Source organism: Jeotgalibacillus aurantiacus, from assembly GCF_020595125.1.
GTDB lineage: Bacteria > Bacillota > Bacilli > Bacillales > Jeotgalibacillaceae > Jeotgalibacillus > Jeotgalibacillus aurantiacus.
The window spans coordinates 1-20813 of record NZ_JACNMS010000010.1; the positions used below are offsets into that span (position 1 = coordinate 1).

Below are 20813 nucleotides of genomic sequence, written 5' to 3' on the forward strand. Positions count from 1 at the left end.
CGGGATAAGTGCTGAAAGCATCTAAGCATGAAGCCCCCCTCAAGATGAGATTTCCCACACGCAAGTGGTAAGATCCCTGAAAGATGATCAGGTAGATAGGTTCGAGGTGGAAGCATGGCGACATGTGTAGCTGACGAATACTAATCGATCGAGGACTTAACCAAATAGGTGATTCTCGAACCTTGCGGTTGTTTGATGTTGTATCCAGTTTTGAAGGCGCGAGTCTTCAATTAAATCAGTCTAGTGATGACAGCGAAGAGGTCACACCCGTTCCCATGCCGAACACGGAAGTTAAGCTCTTCAGCGCCGATGGTAGTTGGGGGTTTCCCCCTGTGAGAGTAGGACGTCGCTAGGCCAAAGATAAGACCTGTCGCTCAGGAGAGACGGCAGGTTTTTTTGTGCGTTTTTTAGGTGGAGGTCGGGTTTGAAGGTGCATGAAGAGCGCCCGGTCGTAGCCGGGATGTTTTTTGAGCTGTGTAGAATGAGGAGTCAAGTGTATCGAATAAACGGGAAAGTATACAGAATAAGAGCAAAAGTGTGTTGAATGAAGAGCAAAGTGTGTAGAATTCCGAGCTGGTTTTAAAGAAAACCCAGCTCTTTAAGTTACCAAAGTGCATTCAGTGCTCCCGAGCTTCGCCGGGATGTTTCCGGAGGTATACAGAATAGAGAATAAAGTGTATCGAATAAAAGGGAAAGTATATTGAATAAGAGCAAAAGTGTGTTGGATAAAGAGGAAAGTGTATAGAATCCGGTACTGCTTTTAGAGAAAGACCTACCACTACCAGTTACTCAACTGCATTCAGTGCCCCCGAGCTTCGCCGGGATGTTTCTCGAGGTATACAGAATAGAGAGTAAAGTATGTAAAATAAACGGAAAAGTATACTGAATAAGAGCAAAAGTATGCAGAATAAAGTAGGAAGTAGATAGAATTCCGCGCTAATCATTGAGAAAAGCGATCACCTCCAGTTACCGAAGTGAAGTACATTAAAAATTTTTAAAATGCCGCAAGCTAAGTAAAATCTGGTATTTTAAGAACAGGGGGTGTTTTTGAGTGAAATCAAAAGGTTATATTGTGAGTGTGGCATCGTTTGCGGTGATCACTTTGCTGCTCTATTTAGTAGGGCATGTTTTTCAAATATCATTATTAATGTTCCAGAATGAATATATGAACAGCACGAATGGACAAATGGTTTCATCAGGGTCATTGATTCCAATTGTGATCGGCTTGTCTTTAAGTGTTGTTATCCAAAGGATTTACATAAATAGATCTGCACAAAACCTGGCTGAGTGATAGCCGGGTTTTTCTTTTTGTATTTTGAGCCAGAGCCTTATCGCGATGTGTGCTGAATGAGGTATGAAGTGCACTAAATAAATGGAGAAGTGGACCGAATTCAAGCAAAAGTCTGCTAAATAATTGGCAAAGTGTATCGAATGAGATCCAGGAGTAGTTAAATCCTACAGAAGAGCGTAAAAATCGACTAAATGCTATTTTAATTAAACGATATAAAAATTTGTTTGCTTTTATATAAACTATAATATAATATGTTTATTAAATGATAAACAAAAGAAGGATGTGTTTGGTTTTGAGTGAGGAATTGTTCTGGGCGTCTTCTGTGAAAGAGCTTTCGCTGGGTGTTAAGGAGTTGGAGGATCGCCATGTTTGTTTAGTATGCGGGGCGTCTTTTGAAAAGGGGGAAGTGTTTCAGGTTGAAGGCCGTTTTTATGAGGCGTACCGGGCGTCTGAGTGGCATGTGGAGCAAGAGCATGGTTCGATGTTTGATTATTTGATCCAGATGAATAAGAAGTTTACAGGGTTATCTGATCATCAGCGTGAGCTTTTGATGTTTTTCAGGCAGGGGCTGAGTGATAAAGAGGCTGCGAAGAGGATTGATGGGAGTCCTTCGACGATTCGGAATCACCGGTTTAAGTTTAAGGAGAAGGAGAAGCAGGCGAAGGTGTTTTTGGCGCTGATGGATTTGTTGAAAAAGGATGATGGGCCTGAGGGGCTTGTGCAGGTACATAGGGGGGCGACGATGGTGGATGAGCGTTATGCGACGACGGAGAGTGAGCAGGAGAAAGTGTTGAAGACTTATTTTAAGGATGGGCTTGAGGGTCCGCTTCATCTGTTTCCGAGTAAAGAGAAGAAGAAAATTGTGGTGCTGAAGCATTTGCTGAAAAGATTTGAGGCTGGAAGGTCTTATACGGAGCGTGAGGTGAATGAAGTGTTGAAGGAGGCTTATGCTGACTTTGTGACGCTTCGCCGTTATTTTATTGAGTATGGCTTTATGGACCGGAATCAGGATGGATCGGCTTATTGGGTGAAGCAGTGAAAGTAGAGTTGACGAGATTTCGGGTGAAGGAAGGTAAATCGGATCTGGTGGATGAGTGGCTTGCCTTTTTAAATGAACAGATGGACGCAGTGCTTGAGACGCTGGAGCCGGAGAAGATGTATGTGGAAACGATTTTCTGCGAAGAACTGGACGGGGTCGAGTATTTGTACTGGTATTCTGTTCAGGGTGAAGGAGCTCAGGATGTGTCTTCATCAGAGCACTGGCTGGACCGCAAGCATCTTGATTATTGGCAGCAGTGTATTGATCCTGCATATAAGCCTGTGGATTTGCAAACTGAGGTGGTTTTGATTCCTGATCGTATCCGTCAAAAGATGGTTTAATCCATCCACCTATGGATCTAAATGGAAATGATTGATATAATGGTCAAAACAACAGGAGGAGGGATGGCAATGTGGATTTATATTGTAGCCGTACTCGCTGGGCTGGTCGGATTTGGACTTGTGGTGGATAAGAAAAGGGGAGCGAAAAAGCGTAAGGACCTGGAGCAGTTTGGGGAGAGTCACCATAAGGATGAAAAGGCTGCGCCATATACGATGGAGAATGATCAGAAAACATCTGGCTGGGGATAAGAAGTTTGTAGAAGACTTTCCTTCACGATTCCGAAATGGGCGAATAGGATAAAAAGAATGTGATTATTTTTTATCCGGGGTGTCGATACTGTTGGTATGATACCGCGAAGTGGAGGAAAGCGAATGAGAGTATGTCGTGCTTGTGGCAGAAAGTATAAACGGGGAATACGTCTGTCGTCAAAGTTTGTTTGTGTCTGGTGTGAGCAGTCGCTGATTCAATTAAAGGCGGACGATCAGGATTATGACCGCTGGATGTATTTACTGAAGCCGGAAAGCGGTTCTTATAAGTAGATGACAGGGAACTGATCCTTAAATGGGTCAGTTCTTTTTTGTGTGAAAAAACAAGTACTTTTCTCAGGCAGGCATCACGCATTTTGATGAACAGGTGATACAATGGAGAAATGAACATGAGAAGGTGAACAGAGATGAATCATGCTAATCAGCCGCTTGTGGAAGCACTGGCGGCTCATCAAAATAGACATCCGGTGTCGTTTCACGTGCCGGGTCATAAAAATGGATCTGTCGCGGACCCAGCGTTTGGCCAGCTGCTTAATTGGGATCAGACGGAGCTGACTGGACTGGATGATCTGCATGCACCGGAAGACGTTATTCGTGATGCGCAGGCATTGCTGTGTGATCATTATCAGTCGAAGAAGAGCTATTTTCTTGTGAATGGCTCGACGGTTGGGAATCTGGCGATGATTCTGGCTGCCTGTCGTGCGGGTGATCGGGTGTTTGTGGCGCGCAATGCTCATAAATCGGTGATGAATGCGTGCGGTCTTGCTCAGGTGAAGCCTGTTTATCTGATGCCTGATGTACATGCTGAGTCGCAGACGCCGTCGGGTATTTCGCCGGATCGTTTAAGGCAGGCTGTAAAGGCGTATCCTGATGTGAAAGTGATCGTGCTGACGTATCCATCTTATTACGGGCATACCGGGCAGATGGCAGAGGTGGTTAAGACGGCAAAAGAAGCCGGGCTTACCGTACTCGTTGATGAGGCGCACGGTGCTCATTTTTCTCTGCCGGGTTTCCCCGAATCGTCCCTTGCGTTTGGCGCGGATGTGGTTGTACAGTCGGCTCATAAAACATTGCCTGCGATGACGATGGGTTCGTTTCTTCATGTGAATTCAGATGTCGTTTCTGTGGCGAAGGTGGAGCGGTATCTTGGGATGCTGCAGTCGAGCAGCCCGTCTTATCCGATTATGGCTTCACTGGATATGGCGAGGAGCTATGTGGCAACTTATTCAGAAAAGGATGCGGCGCATTTTCAAAAGGTGAGGTCTGCTTTTATTGAAAGGCTGAGACAAATCACGGATGTGAGTGTGATAGAAGCGGAGGATCCTTTAAAGCTGATGATCCGGGTAGCGGGTCTGGATGGTTATACGCTTCAGAAAACATGTGAGGCGCACAGTATTTTTTCAGAGCTGGCGGATCCGCTGCAGGTGTTATGGATGCTGCCTTTATTAAAGGAAGGACAGCTTTATGAGGCGGAGCTTGATCGGGCTGTTGAAGCGCTGAAAATGATTACGGCTGAAAAAGTGGATGGGCCTGCAGTGAAGCAGCTGATCCTGGAGGAAGAGCCTTTTTTCGAGCCTGCGCTTGCGATAGATGAAGCGGTGGATCTTGCTGTGGAATGGGTGGATCTTGATCACGTTACGGGAAGGCTTGCTGCAGAGTCTGTCATTCCTTATCCGCCAGGCATTCCGTTTATATTGCCGGGGGAGCGGATGACCGGGAGAAAAGTGAAGCAGCTGCGTGATATCGTTCAATCAGAGATGAGGTTCCAGGGTGGTACCTTTTTAATACAAGGAAAACTGAAGGTTGTACAGGAGGATAAGGATGAGTAAAGGACGTTTTATTACGGTGGAAGGGCCGGAGGGGGCAGGAAAAACCACGGTCGTTGCCGAAATGAAAAAGCAGCTGGAGTCAGAAGGGTTTGAAGTGTTATTAACACGGGAGCCTGGCGGCATTGACATTGCTGAGAAAATCAGAGGGATTATTTTAAATCCTGATCATACGACGATGGATGGTCGCACGGAAGCATTGCTTTATGCAGCAGCGCGAAGACAGCATTTAGTGGAGCGCGTGAAGCCTGCACTTGAGGCAGGGAAAATCGTGTTATGTGACCGCTTCATTGACAGCTCGCTTGCTTATCAGGGGCATGCGAGAGGGCTTGGCATTGATGAGGTGTGGAAGATCAATGAGTTTGCGATTGAGTCGATGATGCCAGATGCGACGCTTTATTTTGATTTGAGCCCGGAAGAAGGGATGAAGCGGATTGCGGCCAATAAGGGGCGTGAGGTGAATCGTCTTGATCTTGAAGGAATGGCGTTTCATGAGAAGGTGTATGAAGGATATCAGCTGATAAAAGCGCGTTTTCCTGAGAGAATCAAAACGCTTGATGCATCGGGGACGGTTGAGGCTGTGACGTCTGATGCGCTTCAGATCGTTCGTGCAATCCTTGAGGACTGATGATTATTTGCTTCTTTTTGGAATGCTTTCGTAATCATTTCGTATTATTGGTATAATAAAGACAGAACCATTTTTAGATAGACCAAATGCCCGTTGACCAGGTGTAAATCTGCCACGGTATGATAAAAATATGATTAAAAAGGAAGAGGGTGGAATGGATGAAACTAGTTGTCGCTGTCGTACAGGATCAGGACAGTAATCGTTTATCAACTGCATTAATGAAGAATAATTTCCGCGCTACAAAGCTTGCGAGTACAGGAGGCTTTTTGAAGTCGGGGAATACAACATTTATGATTGGTACAGAGGATGCCAGAGTGGATAAGGCGCTTGAGGTGATTAATGAGAGCTGCCGTTCACGGGAGCAGATGGTTGCACCTGTATCGCCGATGGGCGGAAATGCGGATTCTTACATTCCTTATCCGGTTGAAGTTGAAGTTGGCGGAGCCACGGTTTTCGTTCTGCCGATTGAACAGTTTCACCAATTCTAAGCAGACGGAGTGAGTCGATCACATGAAAATTAATCAGGATCTGCGTGTGGGAGCGAACCGTCTTCAAAATGGCCCCCAGGCTCAGCCGAACAGCCAGTTGAAGTTTGGTGATCTTGTTCAGAAACAGGACCAGAAGCTCCAGACAGATCAGCTTGCGAGGCTGATGGGGGATGTGACGGCAGCCGGTGATCGCCTGGCACGCTCACGTAATTTTAAGGATCTCGCCAAGTTTAAAATGCTCGTAAAGCGTTTTGTGAAGGAAACCGTTGAATATGGCATGAATTTAAAGCAGTCCCATTCATGGAATGAATTCGGTGAGGCCGTAAGCTGCGACTCGTGGAAACGATTGATGAAAAGCTGGCAGCCCTGACGGAGAGTGTCATGAAGAGTGAAAAGGATTCGATTGATGTGCTTGATCAGATCGGCGAAATCAAGGGTCTGCTGATTAACTTATATACGTAAAAATGAGGGATTTACATGGCTGAATCGTGGGAAGATTTACAAAAACGGCAGCCGCTTGCTGCAAAAATGCTGATGAACAGCCTGCAGAAAAACCGTGTGGCGCATGCTTATCTTTTTGAAGGTGTGCGCGGCACGGGTAAAAAGGAAATGGCATTATTTTTAGCGAAGGGATTGTTTTGCCGGCAGCCGATTGAAGGCGTTCCGTGTATGGAATGTGATCAGTGTCACCGGATTGCGCAGGGAAATCACCCGGACGTTCATGTCATTGAGCCGGATGGCTTATCAATTAAAAAAGAACAGATCCGGCTGCTTCAGGAGGAGTTCAGTAAAACAGGGATGGAATCCAGACGGAAAACGTACATCGTCAACAGCGCGGATAAGATGACGGTTCAGGCCGCCAATTCCCTGCTGAAATTTCTTGAGGAGCCGCATCCGTCCACGACTGCGATTTTACTGACTGAGCAGATGCATCAGATGCTTCCGACGATTTTGTCCAGGTGTCAGCACGTTGGGTTTAAGCTGCTGACTGCTGTTTTCTTTAAGGAAAAGCTGGTAGAAGAGGGCGTTCATCCGACGATGGCCTCCGTCTTGTCCAAACTGACGAATCAGGTGGAGGAAGCGGTTGAGCTGAGTACGGATGAGTGGTTTGTACAAGCCCGAAAAATCATGTTAAAATTATACGAAGTGCAAAAGACGGATCCCTTTGAAGCCATGACACGGGTTCAAAGCGATTATCTGCCGCATTTTAAAGAGAAATCACAAATTGATCAGTCGCTCGATTTGTTTCTTCTTATATATAAAGACCTCCTCTATATCCAGACGGAAAAGCTTGACCACCTGTCTTATCCGGACTGGCTTGATACGTTTCGTACAGATGCACTCCAAACGTCAGCGCGTCAATTATCCGACCAGCTGGCTGTCCTGTTAGAGGCCAAACGACAATTGCAACAGAATATGAATACACAGCTGCTTATGGAGCAGCTGATGCTTAAATTGCAGGGGGGATCTGCACTTGTATGAGGTAGTAGGTGTCCGCTTTAACAAAGCGGGTAAAATATATTATTTCGACCCGAATCAGCTGAACGTAACGGTTGATGATTATGTGATCGTCGAGACGGTCCGCGGGGTCGAATACGGTAAAATTGTTACTGATGTCAAGGAAGTGGACAAGAATGATGTGGTCCTGCCACTGAAAAAGATTGTCCGTCTTGCTGATCAGAAGGACCGCCTTTCTGTTCAGGAGAATAAAGAAGAAGCCATGCATGCTTATGAGGTTTGCTCAAGTAAAATCAGTGAGCATGATTTAGATATGAAGCTCGTGGATGTGGAATACACATTTGACCGCAATAAAGTGATTTTCTATTTTACCGCGGATGGCCGGGTGGATTTCCGGAACCTTGTAAAGGATCTGGCATCTGTGTTCAGAACCCGGATTGAGCTTCGGCAGATTGGTGTCCGCGATGAGGCGAAAATGCTTGGCGGAATTGGTCCATGTGGCCGTATGCTTTGCTGTTCAACGTTTCTCGGAGATTTTGAGCCGGTATCGATCAAGATGGCAAAGGACCAGAATCTGTCGTTGAATCCGGCGAAGATTTCCGGACTGTGCGGCCGTCTGATGTGCTGTCTGAAATATGAGAATGACGAATATGAAGCAGCAAAAGAGGAAATGCCGGACCTTGGTTCCTTTGTTCAAACACCTGAGGGAAGAGGAAAAGTCGTCGGGCTGAACATGCTTGAACGCGTTCTTCAGGTTGAAATGAAGGAGCAGGACCGTACGCTTGAGTACACACTTGAAGAAATTATGAATCAGGATGTTGCATCAATTCAAGCCACAGAGTAATGAGGTGGAGTTCGTGGATAAGAAGGAGTTCTTTGATTCAGTTGCCAATATGGAACAGCAGATTGGTCAATTGTATCAGCAGCTTGGCGAATTAAAGCACAATCTTGCTGATATGATGGAAGAGAATCATTCACTGCAGATTGAAAATGAGCATCTGCGCAGAAGGCTGGAACAGCTGGGGAACTCACAGGAGCCTGCCGCCGGCAACAAACGTGGCGGTAAAGGAAAAGCGTCGGAAGCTGACAGCCAGAGCACAGACATAGGAGAAGGATATGACAACCTTGCCCGTCTTTATCACGAAGGCTTTCACATTTGTAACATTCATTTTGGAAGCCCGCGTAAAGATGAAGATTGCCTGTTTTGCCTGTCCTTTTTAACGAAAAAATAACGAACATAAAAGGCTGGCGTTGCGCAGTCCGGATGGTGATGCTGTCCGGCTTGTGTCATGTCAGGCTTTTTTTCATGATCATGAGAGGAGAAAAAAGCATGAACTTAATAGGTGATGAGCGGCTGGACTATCTGCTTGCAGAGAACTTAAGAATTATTCAAAGTCCAACCGTTTTCTCCTTTTCATTAGATGCGGTGCTGCTCGCGCGATTCGTCTCTGTCCCGATTCAAAAAGGGAGCCTGATTGACCTTTGCTCAGGCAATGGGGTGATTCCGTTACTGTTGAGCTGCCGGACAAAAGGAACGATTACCGGGGTCGAAATACAGGAGCGGCTCGCTGATATGGCACAGCGCAGCTTTAATTACAATGAATTATCAGACCGTCTGCGGATGATTCAGGAGGATCTGAATGTGGTAACGCCACAGCTCGGTCATGCGAAACATGATGTGGTGACCTGTAATCCCCCGTATTTTTTAACGCCTGGAAAAGAAGAACTGAATGAAAATGATCATCTGACGATTGCCCGTCATGAAATCATGTGTACCCTTGAAGATACCGTGCGTGTCAGCAGTGAATTGCTGAAGCAGGGAGGAAAGGCTGCGTTTGTTCACCGTCCAGGGCGTTTGTTAGATCTGATTACATTGATGCGTCAATACCGTCTGGAGCCAAAGCGGATTCAATTCGTCTACCCGAAAGAGGGAAGGGAAGCGAATACGATTTTAGTGGAGGCGGCAAAGGATGGAAAAGCAGACGTGAAAATTTTGCCTCCATTATATGTGTATGATGAAAATAATGAATACACACCTGACATGAAGGAGATTTTATATGGAAAGAGAGACTGACCATTATTTTTATGTCCTTTATTGCCGGGATGGTTCTTACTACGGCGGCTATACCATTGATCTTGATCGCAGGCTCGAGCAGCATAATGCCGGGACCGCCTCAAAATATACGAGAACGAGAAGGCCGGTTGAAATGATTCATCATGAAATGTTTTCGACAAAACGGGAAGCGATGCAGGCTGAATATGCGTTTAAAAAACAGACACGTCGCCAAAAAGACCGTTATTTAGAAGAGAGGAGGGAATGTCATGCTTCAAACGCAACAAAGCTTTCATCAACCTGACGCAGGAAGGTTATATCTCGTTCCGACTCCGATTGGAAATCTCGAGGATATGACATTCAGAGCGGTCAGAATCTTACAGGAAGCTGACATCATTGCGGCAGAGGATACACGCAATACGATGAAGCTGTGTAATCATTTTGAGATTTCGACAAAGCTTGTCAGTTATCATGAACATAATAAAGAAGAAAGTGGGCGCAAGCTGATCCAGCAGCTGCTTGAAGGGAAGCAGGTCGCGCTTGTCAGCGATGCCGGCACGCCTTGTATTTCAGATCCGGGGTATGAGCTTGTGAAGCTTTGTCTTGCTGAAGGCATTAATGTCGTACCGCTGCCTGGAGCCAATGCGGCCGTCACAGCACTGATCGCCTCGGGACTCGTTCCACAGCCGTTTTACTACTACGGGTTTCTCCCAAGACAGAAAAAAGAGAAGCGGGAAGAGCTCGTTTTCTTATCAACAATGCCGGCTTCCTTCATTATATATGAATCACCGCACCGTCTGAAGGATACGCTGAAAGAACTAAAAGAAGCGGTGGGACCGGAGAGGCAAATGGTGATCTCACGTGAGCTGACAAAAAGGTTCGAGGAATTTATCCGCGGTTCGGTGGAAGAGTGCCTGACGTGGGCCGGTGAAACGGAGCTTCGCGGAGAATTTTGCCTCGTCATTGAAGGCGGCTCAAAAGAAGAATGGCAGCAGGAGGAAGGCGTCTGGTGGTCAGAGCTTTCATTGAGTGAGCACGTGGAGCATTATATGCAGGAGAAATCGATGACCTCAAAAGCGGCCATTAAGGAAACAGCAAAGGATCGCGGATTGCCAAAGCGCGATGTGTATCAGGATTATCATGTTGATCATTAAAGAAAACAGCTCTTTCGGGGGCTGTTTTTTGGCGTGGCAGTGGGGAGGTTGTGGGAATTGTTGTGTTACCGGAAAATTTTGTATCGATTCACTATTTAATTGTATTGTTCAATGAATGTAATGTACTGTTTCACAGATTTATTGTTCTGTAATGCTATTGAAGCACTGGAATTGTTATACTCATCAGGTAGAGTGTACGGATTCAGCAGTCAGATTGTATCGTTTCAACAATGTTTTGTATTGTTCCGCGTGTTTTGACCGGCCGCATTTACCTAACAACCCGCATCGAGGCCGCAAAAAAAAGCTGCTCCTCATCGGAACAGCTCAAATGTTACTTATTGATTAAGCACCTTGAAGGTTGCTTTGGATTTCCTTGATTAGCATCTCAGCGCCTTCTTTGCTGAGTACCAGCTTACCGCCAGCAAGCTTCAGGTTGTCATCAGACACCTCGCCAGTGATCTGGCAAGTCATGCTTGGCTTGTATTTCTTAAGGATGATTTTTTCGTCATCCACATAAATTTCTAAAGCGTCCTTCTCAGCGATACCTAGTGTGCGGCGAAGTTCGATTGGAATAACCACACGGCCTAATTCGTCTACCTTACGTACAATCCCAGTTGATTTCATATTAAAAATCCCCTCTCAAAATGTTTTTTTATTTTTTTCGTCATTATTCGACAAATTTCTCTCTGTTTTTATATCATACCAACTCTTCCCATATCAGTCAATACATATTTCTTTCCAATAGCATATTTTTTTATACATTGAAAAACACTGATCTGATAGGGTTTTAGAAGACTTGAAAACATTTCCTTCTACATTTATCACTATATCATGTAATTAATGGGAGTGTAAATAAAAAAGATTTGATTTCGAACTATTGGCTGATTCGACAAATTCTTTCGACATACGTATTCGATTCGACAAAAATGGGGATGACTTCCTAGAGAAGACATGTCTAAATGTCGAAAATCGTAGAGCAGACCTGCGCTGGTTGCATTGAACCCCCTTTTTACGGTATATTTTTTAGCAGGTAAATACGCGCCGGATGTGACTTTTCGGCGATGTGCGAGGAGGATTTTACAGTGAGTCAGTCAAACGATACGTTCTATATTACAACGCCGATTTACTACCCGAGTGGAAAGCTTCATATCGGGCATGCCTATACAACAGTGGCAGGAGACGCGATGGCACGTTACAAGCGTCTGCGTGGTTTTGATGTCATGTATTTAACAGGTACGGATGAGCACGGCCAGAAAATTCAGGAGAAGGCATTGGAAAAAGGGGTTTCTCCGCAGGAATATGTTGATGAAATTGTAGAGGGGATCCAGGATCTGTGGAAGACCATGGAGATTTCCTATGATGATTTTATCCGGACAACGGAAGAGCGCCATAAAAGCGTTGTCGAAAAGATCTTTAAGCAGCTTTATGATCAGGGAGATATCTACCTGGGAGAATATGAAGGCTGGTATTCAATTCCGGATGAAACGTTCTACACTGAAACGCAGCTTGAGGATAAAGAATTCGATCAGGATGGAAAAGTCATTGGCGGTAAAAGTCCGGACAGTGGACATCCGGTTCAAAAGGTGCGTGAGGAATCGTATTTCTTCCGTATGAGCAAATATGCAGACCGTCTGGTGAAATATTATGAAGAAAATCCGGCATTTATTCAGCCGGAATCCCGCAAAAATGAAATGCTGAACAACTTTATTAAGCCTGGACTTGAGGATTTGGCGGTTTCCCGTACGACATTTGACTGGGGCGTTAAGGTTCCAGGTGATCCGAAGCACGTTGTCTACGTATGGATTGATGCATTGTCGAATTACATTACGGCTCTTGGCTATGGAACAGATCAGGATGAGCGCTTCCGTCAGTTCTGGCCGGCTAATGTGCATTTGATGAGTAAGGAGATTGTCCGTTTCCATACGATTTACTGGCCGATCATGCTGATGGCGCTTGATCTTCCCCTGCCAAAGCAGGTATTTGCGCACGGCTGGCTATTAATGAAGGACGGCAAGATGTCCAAATCTAAAGGGAACGTAGTGGATCCGGTGACGCTGATCGACCGTTACGGACTTGATTCACTCCGTTATTACCTGCTGCGTGAGGTTCCGTTTGGTTCAGACGGTATTTTTACGCCTGAAGGCTTCGTTGAGCGCGTGAACTTTGACCTGGCAAATGATCTTGGGAATCTGTTAAACCGTACAGTGGCCATGATCAATAAATATTTTGACGGTGAAATTCCGGTTTATAAGGGATCTGAAGGTGAATTTGACCAGCAGCTGCTCGCTTTAAATGAAGAAACCGTTAAAAAGTTTGAAGAGTCGATGGAAAACATGGAGTTCTCTATTGCCCTTTCTACCGTATGGCAGCTGATCAGCCGTGCAAACAAGTATATCGATGAAACACAGCCGTGGGTACTTGCGAAGGATGAGGCGCAAAAAGATGAGCTTGGCAATGTGATGAGCCACCTGGCTGAAACGCTTCGCCGTATCGCCGTACTGCTGCAGCCGTTTATGACGCAGACGCCTGGACGTATTCTCGATCAGCTTCAGGTTGACCGAGAAACCTTCCTTAAGTGGGAAAGCTTACATGACTTTGGCGTCATCCCTTCCGGCACAAAGGTCGTGGCAAAAGGTGAGCCGATCTTCCCTCGTCTGGATGTGGAAGAAGAAGTTGCTTACATTAAGGAAAAGATGGCTGGTTCAGCCCCGGCACCTGAAAAAGAGCCTGAGGTTGTCGAGCTTGAAGAAGAGATCACCATCGATGATTTTATGAAGGTAGATCTCCGTGTTGCGACAGTTACAGGCTGTGAGCCGGTCAAAAAAGCAGACAAATTATTAAAGCTTCAGCTTGATTTAGGCTTCGAAAAGCGTCAAGTTGTCTCCGGAATTGCGAAATTTTACACGCCTGATGAGCTAATTGGAAAAAAAGTAGTGTGTGTCACAAACTTAAAGCCGGTTAAATTGCGCGGTGAATTGTCTGAAGGCATGATTTTAGCTGGAGAAAAGGATGGGGTTCTTGCTTTAGCCGAAGTCGCACAGACATTGGAAAATGGAGCCCGAGTGAAGTAATTGCAGGCATTTATAATAGAAGGAGAGGGGACTGAACGGGTCCTCTCTTCTTTTATTATGTGGTAATAAATGTTTGTTGCATTTGTGTAACAAAAAGGTAACACGTTTTACTTTGTGAAAAATGACTGGAAAATAATTTGAATTTGAGAGATCATCGCATCGATTTACCTAAAAATGACGTCTCATTCAGTTGGTTATATTAAAATAGTTTTATTTAAAGGGTTTTTATTGGTTTAATAAGGATTTATAAGGAAAACTATTTTGAAATTAATATTATTTCTTATATTAAAAATAAAACATTCCTAATACATTATGTAACGGTTTAACATACTAAAGATTAATTTGTTAAATGATTGTTACATTTCTGTGATGTATGTCATCTGTTTTTTTAATACACTAATCTTGCTGTAAAAGGAGAGGAAACGAATGTTATTCGATACACATGTTCATTTAAACGCAGATCAGTTTGAGGAAGACCTTGATGAGGTGATCGAACGCGCAAAAGAAAATGACGTGGAATGGATGACGGTCGTTGGCTTCGACCGGAAAACAATCAAAAAGGCAATGGAGCTTGCTGAAGCGCATGAATTCATTTATGCAGCGATTGGCTGGCATCCGGTAGACGCCATTGATATGACGGATGAAGACCTGAAATGGATTGAAGAGCTTGCTGCTCATCCAAAGGTCGTGGCAATCGGTGAAATGGGCCTTGATTATCACTGGGATAAATCCCCGCACGATATTCAAAAAGAGGTCTTCCGAAAGCAGATTCGTCTGGCGAAAAAAGTAAAGCTTCCTATAGTCATTCATAACCGGGACGCTACACAGGATGTAGTGGATATTCTCCGCGAGGAACAGGCAGAGGAAGTCGGAGGGATCATGCATTGCTACAGCGGCAGCGTTGAAATTGCCAAACAGTGTGTGGATCTGAACTTTATGATTTCTCTTGGAGGTCCTGTCACCTTTAAGAATGCAAAAAAACCGAAGGAAGTAGCGGCAGAAATTGATCTCGACCATCTGTTAATTGAGACAGATGCTCCGTTTCTTGCGCCACATCCTTACCGGGGAAAGCGCAACGAACCTGCCTACGTCAAACTCGTAGCAGAGCAAATTGCGGAAATAAAAGGATTATCGTACGAAGAAGTTGGAAAACGTACGACAGAAAACGCGAAAAAATTATTTCAGCTGTAAGCCACGGAACTTAAAAATACACGGGTGATCCGGAAGAATTAGCAAAAAGACATGCGACACCATCTTAGCTCTTTCACCAGGATAAAGCGGTCTGGTTGTCGATTAAAAAACCTTTTCACGAACGAACTGCCTGTGCATAATGGGAAATATCTCACCTGCGCAGAGAAGAAATTCATAGTTTTAAAGGTTGACAATCTGTCTCTAAAGTCTTTATAATCACTCAACGTAAAGGAGGAGTTTTTCATGCAATCAGAAAAGAACATGAAAAACCTGTTTCCAAAGTCTATGAGTAAGAGGAATTGGGTCTATAGTTTACTTAGCCTGACAGTATTTGTCCTGGTAATTGGATTTCTTTTTCAGGAAGGTATGAAGAAAACTGTAACCCTGTCTCTAAATGGCGAAGAGCAATTGGTGCGCACGAATGCGGACACCGTCAAAGATATATTTACAGAATTAGGTATTGAATTAAACTCAGAGGACTATGTGTACCCCGCGGAGGATGCATCCATTTATCACGATATGAATGTTGCCTACCGTGCGGCGAAACAGGTGTCATTTGATTTAGGTGGGGAAACCCAGCAAATCATGACAAACGCAGAAACCGTTGGAGAATTTCTGCGAAGAGAAAAAGTGGAGATCAGTGACCTGGATGAGCTGTCACATGACTTGAGCCAACAGATTGAGGAAGATATGACAATCTCATTAGACAAAGCTTTCGCATGGACACTTGTCGACGGAACGACACAAGAAGAGGCATGGTCCACTTCGATCACCGTCGCTGACTTTTTAAGCCAGAATAATATTAAGCTGGATCAAGATGATCGGGTTGAGCCTTCAACAGACACCATGCTGACGGAGGGCGCTACTGTTAAGATCGTCCGTGTTGATAAGGTCACCGATGTGGTGGAAGAACCAAAAGACTTTACCGTTGAAACCAAAGAAGATTCAGATCTGGCTGAGGGAACGGAAGAAGTTGTACAAAAAGGCGAAAAAGGCCTGATTGAAAAAACCTACGAAGTCGTGATGGAGAATGGAAAAGAAATCTCCCGCAAATTAAAAGAAGAAAAAACCGTCAAAGAGAGCATTAACGAAATCGTCTCAGTCGGTACGAAAAAGCCCGTAGTCGCAAGCGTTCCACGTGAAACACCTGTACATACGGCAAGTGCAGCAGCTTCAACTCCTGTACAAACGACAGCTGTCTCAACAAGCGCGCCATCCGGCCGCGAGATCATGATGTCGTCAACAGCCTATACTGCTTCATGCGCAGGCTGCTCAGGAATTACAGCAACAGGCATTAACCTAAAAGCGAATCCGGGCATGAAGGTCATTGCAGTAGACCCTTCTGTTATTCCTTTAGGTTCAAAAGTATACGTTGAAGGCTACGGCTATGCTATTGCCGGAGACACTGGCGGAGCAATCCACGGCAACAAAATCGACGTCTTTATCCCAACGAAATCCGCTGCCTACGCATGGGGAAATCGCACGGTTAAAGTAACGGTATTGCCATAATTCAACTGTTAGGGGAGGTGTATAACCTCCTTTTTTTCGTGTTTTGAGATTTAAACCGTGCGTTGGGTATCCTTGCATACTCAAACAGATATAAAAAACCGGGCTGGGGGACATCCTCCGCTTTCCATGGCCGGGCGGTGAACCCGCTGTGCTTCGCACATCGGTTTCACCTCCATAGGAGTCTGTGGATGTCCCTAGCCCTCTGGTGGTTTACTTGTTAATCGGATTGCGCAGAGTGGTGTGTGCTATTAAGTGGGCTTGATTTGCGTCATATCAGAAGGTTTGGGGCTTAAAGTGGTTTTGATGGAATCATCTTTGTTAATGAAGGAATTAGGTTCCGGTTTGAAGGAATCAGCGGGTTGAAAAGAAGGTAAAAGCGTTGAGACTCGCCTAGTGAAGGGATTAATTTCCAGAACGAATGAATTAATTTCTGGAAAGCCTGAATTAAAAAGTGAATAGATTGAATAACTTGCACAAGTGAAGGAATTCCGTCTGTACTCTTAGTCTGGGTATCTAAACATGCATTCCTTTTACCATGAATTTTATGTTTTGTGAACCTTAGGTCCGTTTCTCAAAAACATTCTATATCCGTTATTCTCCACGAGGGCATGGGCCATCCGTAGACTCCTGCGGCAGAGAAGCGACAGGTGAGACAGCGTAGTGCGTAGCACTAGCTGGCTCACCGCGCGGCCGCGGAAAGCGAAGGATGGCCCATGCCCGGCCTTAATACACCATCAAACGCATAAACAAAACCGGAGGACCGATCACAAAAGATACTCCTGTCAAAAGAATTATGCGCTCGCATTCAATTTCCGCTATAATAGGGCAAAGATACAGTTATACGGAGGAATCAATGAAATTAAAAGAAGTCATTGTTGTTGAAGGAAGAGACGATACAACGGCTGTCAAACGGGCTGTTGACGCTGATACGATCGAAACAAACGGATCAGCCGTCTCTAAAAGTACTCTTGAAAAAATACGCCATGCGCAGGAAAAGCGAGGCGTCATTATTTTAACGGATCCGGATTATCCGGGGCAGCGAATCCGCCAGATTGTTCAGGAGGCGGTTCCCGGTTGCCGGCATGCGTTTATAGAAAAGCAGGATGCGTTGCGTAAAAAGGGAAGAGGTCTCGGCGTGGAGCATGCTGCACCTGAAGTGATCCGTCAGGCATTGAAGGATGCTCATGTGATGACGGAAACTCCTGTGGAGGTCATTACCAAAGAGGATCTTGTCACAGCGGGTCTGATTGGCGGTCCTAAAGCCAAAGCGCGCAGGGAAAAGCTTGGTGCTGCTTTGAAGATCGGCTATGTAAATGGTAAACAGCTTTATAACCGCCTGATGATCTTTCAAATTTCAAAAGAGGAATTTGCCACTGCACTGACGCGTATTTTACAGGAGGAAGAACATGAATAAAGATATTGCAACACCGATACGTACGAAAGAAATTATGAATAAATACGGCTTTTCTTTTAAAAAGAGCCTGGGACAGAACTTTTTGATCGATCCTAATATTCTTCATAACATTGTCAGCCATGCGGAATTGACAAAGGAAGATGGGGCGATTGAAATTGGACCGGGAATTGGCGCGCTGACAGAGCATCTGGCCCGCGCAGCTAAAAAAGTGACGGCTTTTGAAATTGATCAGCGTCTGTTACCGATTCTCGCTGATACCCTTTCTCCATACGATAATGTAAAAATTCTTCATTCAGATGTGTTGAAGGCAGATGTGCATCAGGTGATTGAAGAGGAGTTTCAGGATGTGAAGAACCTGATGGTGGTAGCGAATCTTCCTTATTATGTGACGACTCCTATCATCTTAAAGCTTCTGACAGAAGGCCTGCCGATCAAAGGGATGGTCGTGATGCTTCAAAAAGAGGTGGCTGACCGGATTGCGGCGAAACCGGGAACGAAAAATTACGGTTCGCTTTCGATTGCGATTCAGTACTATACAGAAGCATCGACTGTGATGATTGTGCCAAAAACGGTCTTTATTCCGCAGCCGAATGTGGATTCTGCTGTGATCAAATTGGTGAAGCGTGATAAGCCGCCGGTGGATGTGATCAGTGAAGATTTCTTTTTCACGGTTACACGTGCCTCGTTTGCCCAGCGCCGCAAGACAATTATCAATAATTTGACGAGTCAGCTGCCTGAAGGTAAGGCGAAAAAAGAAGCGATCATCGCAGCGCTCGAGCGTGCTGAGATCGACCCAAGTCGCCGCGGAGAAAGCTTGTCGATCCCGGATTTTGCGCGTCTTGCCAATGAGCTGTATCAAGTTTTTCATTAAACGTTATAAGTGTAACCATGGTTCTTTTTGGGCCATGGTTTTTTTATATAGATGCACGGAATCAAAACAATCGGCACAGTCACCCAGGTCGTTGCATATGATACAGAATGACTGGTGAGGAGAGGGGCTGGGTGATGGACTGGGTCAGTCAGGCGGTCGGACGGCGTTCATATGGATGCGATATTGTATTTGAAGTCATGTCAATAGAAGATCGTGATGGTGTTAATTTTGCCTGGTTAGTTGGAAGGGATGTCCGCCTCATAGCAGATGCCCCTTTAGACGACCTGGAATTAATGTCTGAAAGGCAGCTTGAAGAAGTGGATGAACAGCTGCGTCAAAAGAAAAAATCCTTACAGCCTGCGGAATCGTCCGGTAAGAGAGAGGATGAAGATGCCCGAACCTTTCATCTCCCCGGACGCGTCCTGCATTTGGATGGGGATGAGCGATACTTAAAGAAGTGTATGAAGGCGTATACGGAGCTTCAGGTGCCACATATCGGCATTCATTGTGCTGAAAAAGAGATGGCTGAATGTGTGAAGGAGCTGTTGAATCAATATCAGCCTCAAATTCTGGTGCTGACTGGGCACGATGCCTATTTAAGCGGGCAGGGGGATAAAAATGATCTTTCGGCCTATCGTCATTCCACTGCTTTTGTAAAAGCGGTTCAGGAAGCAAGGAGAAAAATGCCCAACCTGGATCAGCTTGTTATTTTTGCAGGAGCGTGTCAGTCTCATTTTGAGTCACTCATTCATGCAGGAGCGAATTTTGCCAGCTCACCTCTCAGGGTGAACATTCACGCGCTGGATCCTGCTTATGCAGCGGGAAGAATCAGCTATACGCCGTTTAAGGACTCCTTTTCCATCCGTGATCTGCTGCCTTATACGCTGGCCAGCGATGAAGGAATTGGAGGAATTGAAACACGCGGGGTGCTGAGAACGGGGATGCCATATCGAGCAGAAATCTATACAAAAACAGGAAACGACACATAAAAGAGCATTTTGGCGAAATAAAAATATTGACATGGTCATAAAATACTTGTTATTATATATATTTTGTTTGACTAAATCACTAAGATTTGGTACAATAATGTCAGTGAGGTGGAAGCGGAATGCCAAAAACGTTAGCTGATATTAAGAAGTCACTTGATTTAAATCTTGGAAAACGTCTATTGTTAAAAGCCAATGGTGGAAGACGCAAGACAATTGAGCGTTCAGGAGTCTTAACTGAAACGTATCCTTCTATTTTCATTATTGAACTGGATCAGGATGAGAACTCTTTTGAGCGGGTATCGTACAGCTACACCGATGTACTGACAGAAGCAGTTGAGTTAACCTTCATCGAAGAAGGAACAGAAACAATCAGCGTAAGTTAATCAGCATCATCGATTAACGCGCATTATCGTAAACGGGCGGTCTGCCGGAATCATTGTTAGTCAGTGATTCCGGCAGACCGCCTTATTTGTTTGCCTCGATCTTCCATACATATCATTTGCCGTTTACGACAGACTAATCAGGCATACCTTAAAAGGAGGATGACTGAAATGAGCAGAAGAAGAAGCGTAATGTCTGATCAGCTCAAAGAAGAAATCGCCAAGGAACTCGGCATTTATGACACGGTCCAGCAGGAAGGCTGGGGCGGCATTAAATCACGGGATGCAGGAAACATGGTGAAGCAGGCCATCCAAATGGCAGAACGCCAGCTTGAACAAAATCAAAACGGCAGAAGCTAAACCGGTTTTCTCGGGATATGCAGCGCCCGGCTCATTTGGAGTCGGGCGTTATTTTTTTGGATGGTTTTGCAGGGTGTGGAGAATGGTTCATGGACTGCTCAAGTGCAGCGTTCGTTTAAATGCTTTTAGGTACTTAAGGGCTTAAAGTGCCCCCGGGCTCCGCCGGGATTTTTTGTGAGAGTGGTTGAATAAGGGCCGAGAGTGGTTAAATAACGGTCGAAAGTGGTCAAATAAGTGCAGAGAGTCGTCAAATAACCCGAAAGAGTGGTTAAATAACTTGAAAAAGTTGCTAAATGCCGTGTTTCCCTCATCGATCTTCGTCGAGTCCAGTCCAGTTTGTACGTCCCTAAACGCCTGCTTCCACTTTTCTTGATCCAGTTCCAGCAGGCAGGGACTAGCAAACTTCCCGTCCTCTCGTTCGATAAGTCAACATCAGCTCACTCCGTTCGCTGTGTTTCCTTTATCTTCGTCGAGTCCGGTCCA

At 45.2% G+C, this 20813-nt stretch carries 23 protein-coding genes, 2 rRNA genes and 1 pseudogene; 25 read left to right on the forward strand and 1 reads right to left on the reverse strand.

Going from position 1 to position 20813, the window contains the following annotated elements:
- The 17 genes and pseudogenes from H7968_RS17405 to rsmI all read left to right on the forward strand — a co-directional run.
- A 23S ribosomal RNA gene (locus tag H7968_RS17405) occupies positions 1 to 164 on the forward strand; the annotation flags it as partial.
- 75 nt (positions 165 to 239) lie between these two features.
- Positions 240 to 355, forward strand: a 5S ribosomal RNA gene (gene rrf, locus H7968_RS17410).
- Positions 356 to 1051: 696 nt separating this feature from the next.
- Complete coding sequence (locus tag H7968_RS17415) at positions 1052 to 1291, forward strand: hypothetical protein (RefSeq protein WP_227397293.1); 240 nt, start codon at positions 1052 to 1054, stop codon at positions 1289 to 1291.
- 280 nt (positions 1292 to 1571) lie between these two features.
- A complete protein-coding gene (locus tag H7968_RS17420) occupies positions 1572 to 2330 on the forward strand; it encodes a DUF2087 domain-containing protein (RefSeq protein ID WP_406566427.1) in 759 nt (252 codons plus the stop codon).
- Positions 2327 to 2671, forward strand: coding sequence for a DUF6176 family protein (locus H7968_RS17425; RefSeq protein WP_227397308.1), 345 nt, complete (start codon positions 2327 to 2329; stop codon positions 2669 to 2671). Before H7968_RS17420 ends, H7968_RS17425 begins: the two co-directional genes overlap by 4 nt.
- Before the next feature lie 69 nt (positions 2672 to 2740).
- A complete protein-coding gene (locus tag H7968_RS17430; protein ID WP_227397295.1) occupies positions 2741 to 2920 on the forward strand; it encodes a hypothetical protein in 180 nt (59 codons plus the stop codon).
- Positions 2921 to 3043: 123 nt separating this feature from the next.
- Positions 3044 to 3211: a sigma factor G inhibitor Gin gene (locus H7968_RS17435; protein WP_166805773.1), complete on the forward strand. Its 168-nt coding sequence runs from the start codon at positions 3044 to 3046 to the stop codon at positions 3209 to 3211.
- 134 nt (positions 3212 to 3345) lie between these two features.
- A complete protein-coding gene (locus H7968_RS17440; protein ID WP_227397296.1) occupies positions 3346 to 4767 on the forward strand; it encodes an aminotransferase class I/II-fold pyridoxal phosphate-dependent enzyme in 1422 nt (473 codons plus the stop codon).
- The gene (tmk, locus tag H7968_RS17445) at positions 4760 to 5392 is read left to right on the forward strand and encodes a dTMP kinase (RefSeq protein ID WP_227397297.1); all 633 of its coding nucleotides are present in this window, start codon (positions 4760 to 4762) and stop codon (positions 5390 to 5392) included. Before H7968_RS17440 ends, tmk begins: the two co-directional genes overlap by 8 nt.
- Before the next feature lie 158 nt (positions 5393 to 5550).
- On the forward strand, positions 5551 to 5880 hold the full coding sequence (locus H7968_RS17450) for a cyclic-di-AMP receptor (RefSeq protein WP_134372443.1): 330 nt from the start codon (positions 5551 to 5553) through the stop codon (positions 5878 to 5880).
- Positions 5881 to 5902: 22 nt separating this feature from the next.
- Positions 5903 to 6342: pseudogene (locus H7968_RS17455) on the forward strand (YaaR family protein).
- Between the two features lie 15 nt (positions 6343 to 6357).
- Entirely contained in the window at positions 6358 to 7362 is a 1005-nt protein-coding gene (gene holB / locus H7968_RS17460; RefSeq protein WP_227397298.1) for a DNA polymerase III subunit delta', read from the forward strand.
- The gene (locus tag H7968_RS17465) at positions 7355 to 8182 is read left to right on the forward strand and encodes a PSP1 domain-containing protein (RefSeq protein WP_134372452.1); all 828 of its coding nucleotides are present in this window, start codon (positions 7355 to 7357) and stop codon (positions 8180 to 8182) included. The genes holB and H7968_RS17465 overlap by 8 nt, the downstream gene beginning before the upstream one ends.
- A gap of 13 nt (positions 8183 to 8195) precedes the next feature.
- Complete coding sequence (gene yabA, locus H7968_RS17470) at positions 8196 to 8570, forward strand: DNA replication initiation control protein YabA (protein WP_227397299.1); 375 nt, start codon at positions 8196 to 8198, stop codon at positions 8568 to 8570.
- A gap of 98 nt (positions 8571 to 8668) precedes the next feature.
- The gene (locus tag H7968_RS17475) at positions 8669 to 9412 is read left to right on the forward strand and encodes a tRNA1(Val) (adenine(37)-N6)-methyltransferase (protein WP_227397300.1); all 744 of its coding nucleotides are present in this window, start codon (positions 8669 to 8671) and stop codon (positions 9410 to 9412) included.
- Positions 9396 to 9695 (forward strand): GIY-YIG nuclease family protein, encoded by a 300-nt coding sequence (locus H7968_RS17480; RefSeq protein ID WP_227397301.1) that lies wholly within the window; start codon positions 9396 to 9398, stop codon positions 9693 to 9695. The genes H7968_RS17475 and H7968_RS17480 overlap by 17 nt, the downstream gene beginning before the upstream one ends.
- Positions 9661 to 10545, forward strand: coding sequence for a 16S rRNA (cytidine(1402)-2'-O)-methyltransferase (rsmI, locus tag H7968_RS17485; RefSeq protein WP_134372464.1), 885 nt, complete (start codon positions 9661 to 9663; stop codon positions 10543 to 10545). The genes H7968_RS17480 and rsmI overlap by 35 nt, the downstream gene beginning before the upstream one ends.
- Before the next feature lie 342 nt (positions 10546 to 10887).
- Here the strand turns inward: rsmI and H7968_RS17490 are convergent, their stop codons facing one another.
- Positions 10888 to 11169, reverse strand: a complete 282-nt coding sequence (locus H7968_RS17490) for an AbrB/MazE/SpoVT family DNA-binding domain-containing protein (RefSeq protein WP_134372467.1) — start codon at positions 11167 to 11169, stop codon at positions 10888 to 10890.
- Positions 11170 to 11606: 437 nt separating this feature from the next.
- On the opposite strand from H7968_RS17490, the gene metG reads away from it, so the two are divergent.
- The 8 genes from metG to H7968_RS17530 all read left to right on the forward strand — a co-directional run bounded on the left by metG (position 11607) and on the right by H7968_RS17530 (position 20330).
- A complete protein-coding gene (metG, locus tag H7968_RS17495; RefSeq protein WP_264476790.1) occupies positions 11607 to 13616 on the forward strand; it encodes a methionine--tRNA ligase in 2010 nt (669 codons plus the stop codon).
- Positions 13617 to 14042: 426 nt separating this feature from the next.
- Complete coding sequence (locus H7968_RS17500) at positions 14043 to 14807, forward strand: TatD family hydrolase (RefSeq protein ID WP_227397303.1); 765 nt, start codon at positions 14043 to 14045, stop codon at positions 14805 to 14807.
- Positions 14808 to 15050: 243 nt separating this feature from the next.
- Positions 15051 to 16316, forward strand: coding sequence for a G5 and 3D domain-containing protein (locus H7968_RS17505; protein ID WP_227397304.1), 1266 nt, complete (start codon positions 15051 to 15053; stop codon positions 16314 to 16316).
- An 853-nt stretch (positions 16317 to 17169) separates the two neighbouring features.
- On the forward strand, positions 17170 to 17730 hold the full coding sequence (gene rnmV / locus H7968_RS17510; protein ID WP_227397305.1) for a ribonuclease M5: 561 nt from the start codon (positions 17170 to 17172) through the stop codon (positions 17728 to 17730).
- Positions 17723 to 18601 carry a 16S rRNA (adenine(1518)-N(6)/adenine(1519)-N(6))-dimethyltransferase RsmA gene (gene rsmA / locus H7968_RS17515; RefSeq protein WP_227397306.1) on the forward strand — a complete coding sequence of 293 codons (879 nt, stop codon included), beginning with the start codon at positions 17723 to 17725 and terminating at the stop codon, positions 18599 to 18601. Before rnmV ends, rsmA begins: the two co-directional genes overlap by 8 nt.
- A 134-nt stretch (positions 18602 to 18735) precedes the next feature.
- On the forward strand, positions 18736 to 19590 hold the full coding sequence (gene yabG / locus H7968_RS17520) for a sporulation peptidase YabG (RefSeq protein ID WP_227397309.1): 855 nt from the start codon (positions 18736 to 18738) through the stop codon (positions 19588 to 19590).
- Between the two features lie 119 nt (positions 19591 to 19709).
- A complete protein-coding gene (gene veg / locus H7968_RS17525) occupies positions 19710 to 19973 on the forward strand; it encodes a biofilm formation stimulator Veg (protein WP_134372482.1) in 264 nt (87 codons plus the stop codon).
- Positions 19974 to 20141: 168 nt separating this feature from the next.
- Complete coding sequence (locus tag H7968_RS17530; RefSeq protein WP_227397307.1) at positions 20142 to 20330, forward strand: small, acid-soluble spore protein, alpha/beta type; 189 nt, start codon at positions 20142 to 20144, stop codon at positions 20328 to 20330.
- Positions 20331 to 20813: the final 483 nt, after the last annotated feature.

Excerpts from the sequence above, each read along its gene's own strand:
- holB (WP_227397298.1), top strand. The coding sequence starts at position 6,358 with ATGGCTGAATCGTGGGAAGATTTACAAAAACGGCAGCCGCTTGCTGCA.
- H7968_RS17500 (WP_227397303.1), top strand. The coding sequence starts at position 14,043 with ATGTTATTCGATACACATGTTCATTTAAACGCAGATCAGTTTGAGGAA.
- veg (WP_134372482.1), top strand. The coding sequence starts at position 19,710 with ATGCCAAAAACGTTAGCTGATATTAAGAAGTCACTTGATTTAAATCTT.
- rsmA (WP_227397306.1), top strand. The coding sequence starts at position 17,723 with ATGAATAAAGATATTGCAACACCGATACGTACGAAAGAAATTATGAAT.
- H7968_RS17420 (WP_406566427.1), top strand. The coding sequence starts at position 1,572 with ATGTGTTTGGTTTTGAGTGAGGAATTGTTCTGGGCGTCTTCTGTGAAA.
- yabG (WP_227397309.1), top strand. The coding sequence starts at position 18,736 with ATGGACTGGGTCAGTCAGGCGGTCGGACGGCGTTCATATGGATGCGAT.
- tmk (WP_227397297.1), top strand. The coding sequence starts at position 4,760 with ATGAGTAAAGGACGTTTTATTACGGTGGAAGGGCCGGAGGGGGCAGGA.
- H7968_RS17480 (WP_227397301.1), top strand. The coding sequence starts at position 9,396 with ATGGAAAGAGAGACTGACCATTATTTTTATGTCCTTTATTGCCGGGAT.
- H7968_RS17435 (WP_166805773.1), top strand. The coding sequence starts at position 3,044 with ATGAGAGTATGTCGTGCTTGTGGCAGAAAGTATAAACGGGGAATACGT.
- rnmV (WP_227397305.1), top strand. The coding sequence starts at position 17,170 with ATGAAATTAAAAGAAGTCATTGTTGTTGAAGGAAGAGACGATACAACG.
- H7968_RS17530 (WP_227397307.1), top strand. The coding sequence starts at position 20,142 with ATGAGCAGAAGAAGAAGCGTAATGTCTGATCAGCTCAAAGAAGAAATC.
- rsmI (WP_134372464.1), top strand. The coding sequence starts at position 9,661 with ATGCTTCAAACGCAACAAAGCTTTCATCAACCTGACGCAGGAAGGTTA.
- H7968_RS17430 (WP_227397295.1), top strand. The coding sequence starts at position 2,741 with ATGTGGATTTATATTGTAGCCGTACTCGCTGGGCTGGTCGGATTTGGA.
- metG (WP_264476790.1), top strand. The coding sequence starts at position 11,607 with ATGTGCGAGGAGGATTTTACAGTGAGTCAGTCAAACGATACGTTCTAT.
- H7968_RS17505 (WP_227397304.1), top strand. The coding sequence starts at position 15,051 with ATGCAATCAGAAAAGAACATGAAAAACCTGTTTCCAAAGTCTATGAGT.
- H7968_RS17490 (WP_134372467.1), bottom strand. The coding sequence starts at position 11,169 with ATGAAATCAACTGGGATTGTACGTAAGGTAGACGAATTAGGCCGTGTG.
- H7968_RS17475 (WP_227397300.1), top strand. The coding sequence starts at position 8,669 with ATGAACTTAATAGGTGATGAGCGGCTGGACTATCTGCTTGCAGAGAAC.
- H7968_RS17450 (WP_134372443.1), top strand. The coding sequence starts at position 5,551 with ATGAAACTAGTTGTCGCTGTCGTACAGGATCAGGACAGTAATCGTTTA.
- H7968_RS17440 (WP_227397296.1), top strand. The coding sequence starts at position 3,346 with ATGAATCATGCTAATCAGCCGCTTGTGGAAGCACTGGCGGCTCATCAA.